The following is a 13209-nucleotide window of genomic DNA, read 5'->3' on the forward strand; positions in this document are numbered from 1 at the left end:
CCGCATGCCGAAGACGCGCTACATCTGCATTCCGACGGCGGCGCTGAAGGCGAGGCGGGACGCGGCGGCGTTCCATCCGGCGCTTATGCCGACGGCGGGAACCGCGACTTTCCGCAGAAAGATGGTGAAGGCCGCTCCCGGTCCGTGAAAGAAGCCGCCTTCTTTTTCGCCTTCCAGACCCTGGGATGCGAAGCCCGATTCATAGAAGGCTCCTGCCGTGAAAATTCCCCAGGAGGTTTGGGCGAACGGATAGTCTATCGAGGCCCTGCCGGCGATCCATTTGTCGGAGCGGAGCGTAATGCCCTGAAGGAGCTGCAGGCGGGTAAGCTCGGTTTCCGCCGAGGGCGGGCGGTCGGAGAATTCGCCGGCGGCTAAAATCTGGAAGGCTGTCTCTTTCGGGAGTTTGAAACCGGCCGCGAGGTTCGCCCGCGCGGAATTCCATTGAGACTCGCCCTCCACGGGAAATCCGTGCCTGAAATCCAGAGAGGCCGAAAGGCCCGAATCATAGAAAAGCCGGCGCGTTTTGTCTGACCAGTAGACGCCGACTACCGGCGATATCCACAGGGAATCCTGAGGGGCGGCGAAAGATTGAGAGGCGTCGTAGAGGCGGGAAATGCGGGCCTCGGTTCCGGCAGTGACGCCGAACTTGGGAGACAGGGGAAAGGCGGCGTCTGCGCTGACCCGGCTGTCCAGAGACTTCCAGGACCGGTAGGAAGAGCCTTCTACGAAGTCGGTCGTTTCCTCGCCCCGCGTGAGGTTGGAGAAGAAGGTGAAGCCGGGGCTTTCCTTGTCTATCTGGTAATTGACGAGAAACATCGCGAATTGCTTATCGGGGGAGCCGAAGCCTCCCGTTACAAGGGTCGCGCCGGTGGAAAAAAGGTTCGCCTCGATGACGAAGAGGCCGAACATCTGCGTGCTCGACGAGGCGTACACGAGGGGTACAGGAATAAAAGTCCGCTTTTCCTGAAGCGTTACCACCAGAAACACCGCTTCCTCCCGTTGGTCGAGCGCGAGCTCTACTTCGCTGAAAAGACCGGTTTTCAGGTAGCGTTGTTCTATTTCTTCCAGAGCAAGAGTAGAAAGAGGGTCTCCCCGGGAAACGCCGGAAAGCTCGCGCGCCCGCTCCGGGTCGAGTTTGAACTTTCCGCGAAGCTCGACGTCCGTTACGGGAAGGTCGCCGAGCTCGGCGATGAGAGACTGCTGGCGCTCGCGGGTGAAGGCGGCGGCTTCGGCGAACGAGAGAGCGGAAAGGAAAAGGAGAGCGGCGCAGAAAACGGCGTTTTTGTTTCGAAGCACGGTCATACTGTCCTCCATACTGCGAATATACGCATGGTCGAGCGGCGACGACTATGACTTAATCACACTGAGACACCGAAAGAGCGACATGCTCGTCACTCTTTGGGCCGCAAATCGCTCACCCGTTTCGCCTTGCCTTCCGAGACGGGCAAACTGCCGGGCTGTTTTATCTCCAATACGGGATTTATCGTTATGAGGGCCTGCAATTCGCTTTTAAGCCGTTCGCGCAGGGCGTTGATGACGCGGGAATCGTCGGCGAACATTTCCGGGGTTATCTCTACCTGGACGGTGAGCTTGTCCAGGACGCCGTCCTTGTCCACGATGATGAAGTAGTTCGCGCCGACGCCCTTTGTGCGCAGCAGCACTTCCTCGATCTGGCTGGGGAAGACGTTGACGCCGTTGATGATGAGCATGTCGTCGGTGCGGCCGGTGAAGCGCGCGATGCGGCGGTGGGTGCGGCCGCAGGCGCAGGGTTCGGGGATGAAGCGGGTGAGGTCCCGCGTCCGGTAGCGGAGAAGGGGCATCGCGTCGCGGCAGAGGATGGTCAGCACGAGCTCGCCGATTTCGCCTTCCGGGACGGGAAGCAGGGTGTCGGGGTCGAGAATTTCGGCGATGTAGCGGTCTTCCCACACGTGCATGCCGGCGCGGTGGACGCATTCGAAGGCGACGCCCGGGCCGTTCATCTCGCTCATTCCGTAGCAGTTGTACACTTCGATGCCGAGCTTGTCCTGGATTTTGAGGCGGAGTTCCTCGGAATGGGGCTCGGCTCCGGTGACGGCCATGCGGAGGCGGAGGTCGCCGCGCGAGTAGCCTTCGTCGGCGATGGCCTGGTGGAGGTGCAGCAGATAGCTGGGAGTGGCATGCACCATCGTGGTGCCGAAGTCCTTCATGAATTTGAGCTGGCGCAAGGTGTTGCCGGCGCTGGTCGGAATGACCATGGCGCCGAGGAGTTCGGCTCCGTAATGGAAGCAGAGCCCGCCGGTGAAAAGGCCGTAGGTCATCATGTTTTGCACGACGTCGCCGCTGGTCGCTCCGGCGGCCGTGAGGCAGCGGGCCATGGTGTCGCTCGCGAGATCGAGGTCTTTCTGGGTAAGGTAGATGACGGTCGGCGTTCCGGTGGTGCCGCTGGAGGCGTGCACGCGGACGACCTGGTCCTTGGGCACTGCCAGGAGGCCGAAGGGATAGGCCTCCCGGAGATCGCCCTTCGAGGTGAATGGTATCCGGGAGAGGTCCGCAAGGCTCCGGATCTCGTCCGGGGAGGAAAGGCCGGCCTCCTCCAGGCGCGGGCGGTAGAACGGCGTTTTGAGGGCCTGGGCTATCTGGGTTCTCAGCGCGGCCGTCTGGATCTTTTCGATTTCAGGCCTCGGGGCGGTCTCTATCGCTTTGTCCCGGAAGGGAACGGATCTTTCAGCCATGCTCTTACGCCTTTTCCCCGAGGGCGAGCGCTTTCATGTTGATGTCCACGAGCTTCGGGTCTTTTTTGGCGAAGGTATCATGCACGCTTTGCGCAAGGGCTTTTTCGCTCACCGGGAGGGAAGAACTCGCCGCGCCGATGAGGACCATGTTGACGGATTTAAGGTTTCCGGCTTCGCGGGCAAGGGCTTCGGCGGCGACAATGCGGCTGCGCTTGAGAGTGCGGATTGCGGCGTAGAGGGTTTCGACCTCCGGATAATCCGGAATGTTGACGAAGGGCTCGGCAGCCGTAACCAGGATGCCTTCAGGCTTGAGCCAGGACAGATAGCGCAGGGATTCCATGGGCTCCATGGCGAGGATCATATCCGCCCCCCCGGTGGGGATGAGGTCGGAGGAGATGGGGCCGTCTGCTATGCGCATGTGGGCCTGGACGCCGCCGCCGCGCTGGCTCATGCCGTGAACCTCGGATTGGCGAACCGTAAGGCCGTCGATCATGGCGGCCCGGGCGATTATCGTCGCGATGGAGAGAACTCCCTGTCCGCCGACTCCGGCGAGAATAATATCGTATGTCATTTCGAGGCCTCCCCGGCGGCGGATTCTTTTTTCTTTCTGAGACGATGGGCTTCAAGGCATTCGCGCACCATGATGATGACGGAAAGGCCGCGATGCTCGGCTTCTTCCATGAAAACAGCGGCGTTCTGCTCGATCATGTTCGGCTTCGCCTCGATCACCCGCAGGTGGGCGGGGTCCACGCCGAGGCCGATCACGGCCTTTTCCAGCTGGTTCGAGGGGAGCATGGTCGGCTGGCAGCCGGTCATCGCGACGATGGAGTTGTCGAGGATGATGACGGTCATCGGCGTTTTGGAGGCGACGGCGTCCACGATGCCGGTCAGGCCTGAATGGAGGAAGGTAGAGTCTCCGATGACGCCGAAGGCGTATTTGTATCCGGCGTCCGCGGCTCCGCGGGCCATGCCGATGGAGGCGCCCATACAGACGATGGTTTCGATCGCCTTGAGCGGGGCGACGGCTCCGAGGGCGTAGCAGCCGATGTCGGCGGCCACGACGGTGGACACCTTGCCTTCTTTCGCGTTCAGCCGTTCGACGGCAAGATTGAGCGCACTGTAGGAGTCGTGGTGGGGACAGCCCTTGCAGAGCTGGGGCGGACGCGCGGAGAGAGCGGGCATCTTGAAGCCGTCGAGGGCGGTGGCCCGGGCGGGAAGGCCGAGGGCGGCGCGAACGAGTTCGGGATTAAGCTCGCCGGTGCGAGGGAGGCTGCCGGTAAGCTTGCCGATCACTTTGACGCGTCCGGGCAGGATGCCCGCAAGCTGGCGCTCGAGGAAGGGCATGCCCTCCTCGATGACGAGGATGGTTTCAACCTTCTCGGCGAGGCTGCGGATAAGGTCGGCAGGGAACGGAAGGGCCGCAACATGGAGGATCGAGGGAAGCCCCTCTTTTCCGCAAAGATCTGCGTATTCGGCCATGTTTTCGGCGAGGTAGTTTTTGCCCAGGCCGCTGGTGACGATGGCGAGGTCTTTGCGAGCGGGATTGAGCGCGAGCGTGTTGCGCGGATAGTCTTTGGCCCACTCGCGGAGCGTTGTCTGCTTATCGAGCATCTTGGCGTAGTTTTTGCGGGCAAGCGCCGGCAGGAGCATCCAGTCCGCGGGGCTGCCCTTCTCGAGCGCGTTTTGCGCGCGCGCGGTGTCCGCGACATGAACGACGGCGCGGGAGTGCGCGAGGCGGGTGACCATCCGCATGATGACGGGAACGGCAAGGCGCTCTGAAAGCTCGAAGGCCTCGGCTACCATCTCGTAGGCTTCCTGCTGGTTCACCGGTTCGAAGAGGGGAACCATGGCGAAATCCGCGTAGTAGCGGGTATCCTGTTCGCCCTGGCTGGAGTGCATGGAGGGGTCGTCGGCGACGACGCAGATCAGGCCGCCCTTTATCTGGCACAGCGACGAGTTCATGAAGGGATCGGCGGCCACGTTGAGACCGACGTGCTTCATGGTCACGATAGAGCGCTTGCCGGCGAAGGAAACGCCGAGAGCTGATTCGTAGGCGGTTTTTTCGTTCGCGCACCAACGGGCCACGGGACCGCCCCTGGTTTCGAACTCGTCGACCAGATATTCGAGAATCTCGGTGGAGGGGGTGCCGGGATACCCGTAACTGCCGGACACGCCGGCATGAAGGGCGCCCAGGGCAAGGGCCTCGTCTCCGAGCAACACTAATTCTTTCATGAAAATCACCTCTTAAAAATATATATGCGAGAGAAAATTATCCTGTTTTTGCCGGATCAATCGGAAAACGCGCGATCGATCACCGAGGAGTCAACCTTCGGTGTGACGAGGCTCACCGCCGGAACCACGATAAAGGGAACCAGCATGGCGATGCTCGAAGCAAGCGGAGAACGAGGCGCGCCGAGCACGAAAAACAGCGTTACGGCCGTTCCGGCTCCGGCGAAAAAGCCCGCGTAGGCGCCGGCCTTGGTCACTCCCTTCCAGAAGATTCCCAGAATGTATGGTGCCATAAAAGCTCCCGAAAGAACACCCCAGGACAGGGACATGAGGGTGACGATGAAGCCGATCTGCATCCTCGAGATGGCCCAGGAGCAGAGAATGAACACGCCGCTGAGGATTCTGATCATCAGGAGGGAGGTTTTATCGCTTACCTCGGGATGGAGATAGCCCTTGTACAGGTCGATGGTGATCGCGGAAGAAGAAACCAAAATCATGGACGCGAGGGTGGACATGGATGCCGAAAGAACCAGCAGCATGATGAGGGCCATCAGCGCCTCCGGCAGGTGGGTCGTCAGGAGAGTCGGTACGATGAGATCGTAGTTGACGGCGCCCGAGGCGAGCCGGGGAACCGAGTCGAGGTCGAGGAACACATGGCCGAGCATGCCCGTGCCGTAGGCGCATACGCCGATGATCAGGGCGAACACGGTCGTGATCACCGCCGCGCGGCGGATCATCAGTTCGTCCTTGATGGCGTAGAATTTCTGGACCATTTGAGGCAGTCCCCAGGTTCCGAAACTGGTCATGAATATGAGAGAACCCATGGTCAGCAGAGACGGCCTGCGGCCTTGGGGAACATGTTCCTCATACCCCTGAGCGACCGCCTGCAAGGCGCTTTGGAGCCCGCCGGCCTTGGAAACCAGTATGACGAGCATCGATACGGCTCCGACGATCATGATGAAGCCCTGGATGAAATCGGTGAGGGTTACGGCGAAGTAGCCGCCGAGAATCAGATACAAACCGGTGATTCCGACCAGCACGAGAAGGGCGAAGTCGTAGGAAATGCCGAAGGTGGACTCGAACAGGTGCCCCAGCCCTTTGAATACGGATGCCGAATACGGAAGCAAAAAAACGAAGATGAGAACGGCGGCGATCATTTTAAGGTGGTCTGATCCGTAGCGGGCTTCAAGAAACTCGGGCATCGTCATGACGTCGAGGCGCTGCGTCATGCGGCGGGTTCGCTTGCCGAGGACGAGCCAGGCGCCGAGAGCTCCGAACAGCGCGTTTCCGACGCCGATCCAGATCGCATTCAAACCCATATTCCAGCCCTGATTTCCGGCGAATCCGATGAAGATGACGGCGGAAAAGTAGGTGGTTCCGTACGCGAAGGCGGAAAGCCAGGGGCCGAGCGTTCGGCCGCCCAAAAAGAAATCCCCCAGGGTGCTGGTCTTTTTCATTCCCCAGACGCCGACGGAAACCATAACGACAAGAAAAGCTAAAAGCATTACCAGACTATACATGACTCTACTCCGCTCTCAGTGATGAAGGTGGAGCCAGTATAGCCTGAAATTCGGAAAACGGGAATTGAAAATTGCAGTCTCGCTGTAGAAACTGCTTTTTTACTGAACGTCAGAGACTGTAGATCAGTTCCCCGGCAAGAATTTCTCCGGCGAGTTTTTTCCGGGCGGCGTCAAGGGCCGCGCTTTTGGTTTTAGCCGTCTCGGTGTGGGAAAGCGTCGTTCGGAACAGCTCGGAGCCGTCCAGAAGATCCCGGGCCGCGACGCTTGCGGTGATGCTGCAGGTCCATAGACCTTCCGCGTTCTGTTCAAGGGATTCGATCCGGGTGGTGCCGAAAATATATCGGCGCACGGCTCCGGCGAACTGATTTTTTGCCGCCTGAACGATCGTTTCTTCGCTTTCGCTTGCGAGCCTGGCAGGGAAATCCGCCATGCCGATCCGTGAAAATCCTTTTTGAACCAGGGGCATCAGGAGGGCCGTGGCGCTCGCGTTAGAGGAGAGCACCGGCTTTCCGGCGGCGTCGTGGTCGAGAATCGCGATAGTCGTGGGCACGGAGCGTGCCGAAGCGGAGACCAGATACGGGAAGCCGGCGCCGAGGGAGCCGGAGCGCTTCAAGGCTTCTATTTTATCGGAAACAACCGGATCGCGCGAACCCATCGAAGCGGCGATCGCAAGAGTGCCCTTTGCCGAGCGTTCGGGAACCGGGGCTGCGAACGAGCAGAGGCCGGCCTCGTCGGTTACGAGGTTCCGGGTTTCCATGGCTATTGATCCGTCCGGCGAACGGACGGGAAGCCAGACCATGCAGGACAAGCCGGCTGCGGGCGCGGATTCTCCGCCGATCAGGCGGGTCGCGCGGACCGCGAAGTCTTTTTTAAAGGCTTTTCCGGCTGTCGTTTCGGGAGGAACAGACACCGCCTCGAAGGAAAGAGATTCCAGTGCGGCGGTTATCCGGGCGCGAGCGGACTCCAGGCGAACGGCGGCCGCGGGCGAATCCGAAGCGGAAAGCAGCGAATACAGGGATTCGCCGGCGGAAAGCGCGAGCGCAAGATCGAAGGCTCCCAGAGCCTGATCGAGATCGGCTTCGTACAGGCTTGCGCGGGCGAGCAGATCCTCGTCCCGGGTCTTTGAAATACCGGAAAGATGGGCGCCTTTTTGCGGATCCCCGGAAACTTCCTCGGCCGAGCCCGACAACAGCGAAAACCGCGAGGCCGAAGGCTCGAGCCTCAGGGACGGAACAGTCGAACAGGAAACCAGCAACAGCGCGGAGGCGCTCACGATCAATAAACGGCGAATCATCGAATAAACCTCATCTCATGAATAACTTTTGTAATCAGGATATCACGTATTCTTGCATAGAACAAACTCAAGGGATAGAATACCGTATGCGTGCAACCCGAGCAATCATACATTTGGAAAATTTACAGTACAACATCGGCCTTATCCGCGAGAGGCTGCCCAAGGGGACGAAGCTCTGCGTTCCGGTCAAAGCCGACGCCTACGGACACGGAGCCCTGCGCGTGGCGGTGGCGGCAATCAGGTCGGGAGCCCATTTTCTCGCGGTTGCCTCGGTGCAGGAGGGGATAGATCTCCGGGAAGCGGGAATCGTCGCGCCGATACTGTCCTTAAGCCTCCCGATACCGGAAGAAATCCCCCTCATCATAGAACACGAACTGACTCCCCTTGTAGTCGACGGAGAGTTCATCCATCAGCTCGGAGAAGTCGCCAAGCTGATGGGAAAGAAAGTTCCGGTTCATCTGAAAATCGACACCGGCATGAGCAGGATCGGCTGCGCGCCGGGACAGGCGGCCTTTTTAGCCAAACAGATCGCTCAGGAAAAACACCTCGTTCTCGAAGGAACAGCCACGCACCTGGCGGCGGCCGATTCGACCGCGCCGCAAGACATCGCGTTCACGCGCGGACAGCTCGCGCAGTTCGACCGGGCGCTCGAGGAAATCAGAAACGAAGGAATAGATCCGGGAATCGCCCACGCCGCGAATTCAGGAGCTGTTTGCCAATATCCCGAGGCCGCGTACGGAATGGTCCGGCCGGGAATACTCATTTACGGGTATCCGCCGTCGGAAGATTTAAAGGACTGCATTCCCGTAAAACCGGTGATGGAGCTGGAAACCAGAGTAGTCGCCATCAAGAAGATCGAAGCGGGGACGGCAGTGTCCTACAACCGGACATGGACGGCCCCGGAGGACACCTATATCGCGACGCTGCCGGTCGGGTACGCTGACGGCTTGCTCCGCCGGCTCTCGCCGGGAATGAGCGTCCGCATCGGAGACAAGCGGTTTCCCGTGGTGGGAAGAATCTGCATGGATCAGTGCATGGTGGACATCGGGCCGGACCCCTGGGTTCAGCGCTGGGACGTAGCCACCATATTCGGCCCGGAACCTTGCGGAGAATCGGCGAGGGATCTGGCCGGGCTGGCCGATACGATTCCCTACGAAATTACCTGCGGCATAAACCGCCGCGTTCCCCGCGTCTATCTCGGAGACGAAGCGAGAAACTGGTAGGCCTAGGCGGAGCCTTGGCCGGGACTAGGCGGAGCCTTGGCCGGGACTAGGCGGAGCCTTGGCCGGGACTAGGCGGAGCCTTGGCCGGGACTAGGCGGAGCCTTGGCCGGGACTAGGCGGAGCCTTGGCCGGGACTAGGCGGAGCCTTGGCCGGGACTAGGCGGAGCCTTGGCCGGGACTAGGCGGAGCCTTGGCCGGGACTAGGCGGAGCCTTGGCCGGGACTAGGCGGAGCCGCGCCCTGCAGGGTTCCGGCAGCGTTGCGCCGGCAAAGACCCCGGCGCGGCCTTATTTTTTTCCCGCGGTCCACACCCGTTCCCAGGTCATGATGTCGCCGCTTTCGATTTTAAATGAATAAAAGAGCTCGGGGCTGATGACGCCCGCGTTGCCCCACAAATGCACGCCGGACGGCTTGAACGAGCCGCATTCGCAGAGCGACAGGCCGGTTCTCTCGTCGGTAAGCGTCCAGCCGGCGGCGAGGCCGTCCTTCTCGCCTACTCCCTCGGACAATCCGCCGAGGTAGAAATCATGGCGGGGCCGGCAGCGGAACTCGATATCCTTTTCATTGAGGGCGAGCACGCCGTCGGGATTCACGTTTTCGATCAGCCGCGAAGGCTCGGGAGCGAAGGGCAGGATGAGCCGGTATCCGGGACCGACAGGACGTCCGTCGAAGGACAAAAAGTTGTGTACATATTCGTCGGTCTCGATGACCTTCTCGCCGATGTTCTCGAGCGTATAGGAAATCTTGAGGGAGGGTCCTTCGATGCGGACTTCTTTCGTGTACCGCCAGCCCCAGCCGTTGCGAACGCCGGAATCCGAATGAAATACGGCCCGGTCTTTAGCCGGGTTTTCCCAGGACGTTTGAACCGGCTCGACCTGGTACCGGGTATAAAAGAAATACGGCTTTTCATCGCGGCGGAGCCAGCCGGTCCCGATTTTCGGGAACCATTCGCCGGGAGCGACGTCGTCGTATCCGAGAACCTTCTTAATCCCGAATTCGTTGTGCAAACCGCGGCCGAAAATCTTCGGATTCCGATGGAACGCGGGCTTCTCCTGGCCGAGCAGCTCGTTTCCCTTCCATCGAAAGGACGAAACGAGGCCGTTCCAGTCGAAGCGGCTTCCCCGGTATCGCTCGCCGGCTGTTTCAATCTGTATTTTCAGTTCATCGTTCTTCAGTTTTATTGCCATATTACGCTCGCACCTTTTCAACCATGGCCGCGAAATCGACCGACTCTTTCCGCGCGGTTTTAATGAATGAATTGTCTTCTACCTTGCCGAGAACGGCGTCTCGTTCGGCGTCGTTCCGGTAGGTTATGCCCCGGAAGGGATTGGCGTAATCCTTCTTTTTGGTGATGTATACCTGCTCTTCCACGTATTTGCGGATTTCCAGTCCCTGATCCAGCAGCCCGTTCCATTCGGCCTTCGATATCGAGGCCTTTCCGGTAAGGCGGCGGAGAATCTCCCAGGCGTTTTCTGCCTTGTCGCGGGGATACACGGCCCACCACTGGTCGTATTGGGCGTGCACATCCTTCCACGAATCGATGATGCCCGAACGCACCGCGTCGCGAAGTCCGTCGACCTTCGCCTCCGGAGCGAGCTGGCCGCCCAGATTAACCCACTCGAGGGAGACTTTCGCGGGAACCTGCGCCGCGAAATAGTCGAAATGGATGGCGTACTTCGAGAGGTAGGAGGCGACGGTTCTTATGCCGTAGAAGAGGAGCATTTGCCGATAGGCGCGCCAGGCGCGGACGGCTTTCACGATCCTGACCGGGCGCTTGCCCTGCTCCATTTCCTCGGCGGAAATAAAGAGCGCGTCGACTACTTCAGGCTGGCCTTCCAGGAGCTCCCGGCCCTTCGCCGCCAGTTCTGCGTCGGAAGGCAGCGGTTTGGAAGAAGCGTCGTTCTGCGCGCGATACCAGGCCCGGCCGGTCAAACGCTCAAGAATGAGAATTCCGTCCATCAGCTCCTTCGCCGTGTCGGGGGCGAGGTGGTCGGCTTCGATGCGCTGGACTATCGTTTTCCGCTTGTCTCGAGTGCTGTACTTCCAGCTGTTCCGCTCGAGGGCGTACATGTTGTACATCCAGTAGTACGCGGGCATGATGTTGAGGGTGTCGGATTTGCGGTCTTCGTACACCATGCTGAACGGCAGGGGGATGTTCATCTCCGCCGGGTAGCTTCCCTTGGTGAGCAGGGTGTAGCTCGCGAAGCGGCAGTTGTGCTTGAGGGTGCTGGAAAGCCCGGGCCAGAAGCCGCGGCCTGCGATGATTTCGCCGTCGTTTCCGCGGCTGTTGTGGTTGGAGCCGACCGTCGCTCCGGCGGCCATGTTCGATTGACCCATCACCAGGGTCGCGATGAGGAAGGAATTGTTGTGGTGCTGTTCGTGGGCCGGGAAAACGAGATTGTTCAGAACCTCGCAGCAGGAAATCGTCGAGTTGTCTCCTAAAATGGAATGGATGAGGCGGGCTCCGTATTTCAGGGACGAGTTGTTGCCCAGCACGAAGCGGACGGCCTTGACGCCGTAAAATACCCGGCAGCCGTAGCCGATGATGCCGTTGACGAGTTCGCAGCCCTCTCCGATCTGGGTGGGTTCCTGCGGACTCGACTTGATGGTGAGGTTTTTCAGCTTATTCGCGCCCTTTACATAGCTCGAAGGGCCGAAATTGACGTCCTTGACGACCTGGCAGCTCTTGACGACCGAGCCGTCGCCGACGACGCCGTACCAGCCGCGGCGGGAGTCGGCCTGATTTTGCGTGATTTCCTTAAAGCGGTCCATCAGCTTCGCGTCGTCGCGGTAAATGGTCCAGAGGTAGGCGTCTGCGCAGATCATGTCGGCGAAGGGCAGGACAGAGCGGCCGCCGGCTTCGTTGAGCGGATCTATCCAAATTCGGACGTCCTCGCTCTCGCCGTCTTTTATGATGCCTTCTCCGAATTTCGCGTGATTCGTCGTCGCCATCTCGTCGATCCGGCTCATGATGACCTTCTCTCCGATGATGTAATGAGCCAGATTCGCGCAGTCGTGGATGGCGCAGTCCTTCCCGATATCGCAGGCGATGATCCGCGAATTCGTAACTCCGACGGGCACGACGAAATCGTGGTATTGCAGATATTTCGCCTCGAGCGGACCGAAGCGGACAAGGCCGGCGAAGAGGCTGTTGCGAATGAGGCCGGGATCGAAAGGATCCTCGACCAGAAACTGCATCCAATCGGTGCAGGTGTTTCCGTTGCGCGCGAGGGTTTCGATCTCTTCGGACGAAAGGTGCCTCCATTTTCGCGAGGCGGCGTTGGATTGCATGTCGCGGAAGGCATATTCATGCGGATTCCCGGCTAGATATTCAGGAGGAATGAAGCCGTAGCCGAACTGGTCGGCAGGCAATGTCGTTATTTCGCTCATAGCTTTCAGGCTAGCACAGAATTTGCATAATCTGCAATTCCCTGCTAGTATACTCCTTGCGTCTTTCGGGAACGACTCAGCCCCGGAAACAAATGATGCATAGCGCGGAGTGATAGCCGCGCGAAGGAGAAACACATGAGTACGCACATCGGAGCGAAACCCGGAGAAATCGCGGAAGCGATCCTGCTGCCGGGAGACCCCCTCCGGGCGAAGTTCATCGCCGAAACCTATTTGGAAAATCCTGTCTGCTACAACGAAATACGGGGCATGTACGGCTTTACCGGCACGTACAAGGGCAAAAAAGTGTCCGTTCAGGGAACCGGAATGGGACAGCCGTCCCTGTCGATCTATGTCAACGAATTGTTCAGATTTTACGGCGTTCAGAAAGCCGTCCGCGTCGGAACGGCCGGTGCGGTCCATGACTCGACGAAGCTCCGGGATATCGTAATCGCCATGAGCGCCTGCACCGATTCGGCTCTCAACACCCACCGCTTCGAGGGCCGCCATTTCGCTCCCACCGCAAGCTGGAACCTGGTGAAAAAATCCTGGGACGCCGCCGCCGCGAAGGGAATCACGCCTCTGGTTGGTTCGGTCGCGTCTTCCGACATGTTCTACGACGACGATTCCTTCTGGAAACGCTGGGCACAGTACGGAGTTCTCGCGATAGAAATGGAAGCGGCCGAGCTCTATACCCTCGCCGCCCAGTTCAACCGCGAAGCGCTCGCGATCCTGACGATTTCCGACCATATCGCAAAGGGAACCGCGACGACCGCAGAAGAAAGGCAGACCACCTTCAAATCGATGATGGAAGTCGCGCTGGACGCGATTACGGCCGACTGACGG

10 protein-coding genes are annotated in these 13209 nt (G+C 59.8%); 2 read left to right on the forward strand and 8 right to left on the reverse strand.

Going from position 1 to position 13209, the window contains the following annotated elements; genetic code table 11:
- Nucleotides 1-18: 18 nt before the first annotated feature.
- The 6 genes from K7J14_RS12280 to K7J14_RS12305 all read right to left on the reverse strand — a co-directional run bounded on the left by K7J14_RS12280 (nt 19) and on the right by K7J14_RS12305 (nt 7754).
- A complete protein-coding gene (locus K7J14_RS12280) occupies nt 19-1314 on the reverse strand; it encodes a POTRA domain-containing protein (RefSeq protein ID WP_230756729.1) in 1296 nt (431 codons plus the stop codon).
- A 77-nt stretch (nt 1315-1391) separates the two neighbouring features.
- Nucleotides 1392-2711 carry a phenylacetate--CoA ligase family protein gene (locus tag K7J14_RS12285; RefSeq protein WP_230756732.1) on the reverse strand — a complete coding sequence of 440 codons (1320 nt, stop codon included), beginning with the start codon at nt 2709-2711 and terminating at the stop codon, nt 1392-1394.
- 4 nt (nt 2712-2715) lie between these two features.
- Nucleotides 2716-3282, reverse strand: coding sequence for an indolepyruvate oxidoreductase subunit beta (locus tag K7J14_RS12290; RefSeq protein WP_230756735.1), 567 nt, complete (start codon nt 3280-3282; stop codon nt 2716-2718).
- Nucleotides 3279-4943, reverse strand: coding sequence for a thiamine pyrophosphate-dependent enzyme (locus K7J14_RS12295; RefSeq protein ID WP_230756739.1), 1665 nt, complete (start codon nt 4941-4943; stop codon nt 3279-3281). Before K7J14_RS12295 ends, K7J14_RS12290 begins: the two co-directional genes overlap by 4 nt.
- Nucleotides 4944-4999: 56 nt before the next feature.
- Nucleotides 5000-6445: a sodium:solute symporter family transporter gene (locus tag K7J14_RS12300; protein ID WP_230756742.1), complete on the reverse strand. Its 1446-nt coding sequence runs from the start codon at nt 6443-6445 to the stop codon at nt 5000-5002.
- A gap of 124 nt (nt 6446-6569) precedes the next feature.
- Nucleotides 6570-7754: a hypothetical protein gene (locus K7J14_RS12305; RefSeq protein ID WP_230756744.1), complete on the reverse strand. Its 1185-nt coding sequence runs from the start codon at nt 7752-7754 to the stop codon at nt 6570-6572.
- A gap of 86 nt (nt 7755-7840) precedes the next feature.
- On the opposite strand from K7J14_RS12305, the gene alr reads away from it, so the two are divergent.
- Nucleotides 7841-8977 carry an alanine racemase gene (alr, locus tag K7J14_RS12310; RefSeq protein WP_230756747.1) on the forward strand — a complete coding sequence of 379 codons (1137 nt, stop codon included), beginning with the start codon at nt 7841-7843 and terminating at the stop codon, nt 8975-8977.
- Between the two features lie 286 nt (nt 8978-9263).
- Here alr and K7J14_RS12315 read toward each other — a convergent pair whose 3' ends face one another.
- On the reverse strand, nt 9264-10163 hold the full coding sequence (locus K7J14_RS12315; RefSeq protein WP_230756750.1) for a hypothetical protein: 900 nt from the start codon (nt 10161-10163) through the stop codon (nt 9264-9266).
- Between the two features lies 1 nt (nt 10164).
- Nucleotides 10165-12366, reverse strand: a complete 2202-nt coding sequence (locus tag K7J14_RS12320; RefSeq protein WP_230756754.1) for a DUF4954 family protein — start codon at nt 12364-12366, stop codon at nt 10165-10167.
- Nucleotides 12367-12501: 135 nt separating this feature from the next.
- On the opposite strand from K7J14_RS12320, the gene deoD reads away from it, so the two are divergent.
- Entirely contained in the window at nt 12502-13206 is a 705-nt protein-coding gene (gene deoD, locus K7J14_RS12325) for a purine-nucleoside phosphorylase (RefSeq protein WP_230756757.1), read from the forward strand.
- Nucleotides 13207-13209: the final 3 nt, after the last annotated feature.

The sequence above is a fragment of the Teretinema zuelzerae genome (assembly GCF_021021555.1).
Taxonomy (GTDB): Bacteria; Spirochaetota; Spirochaetia; order Treponematales; family Treponemataceae; genus Teretinema; species Teretinema zuelzerae.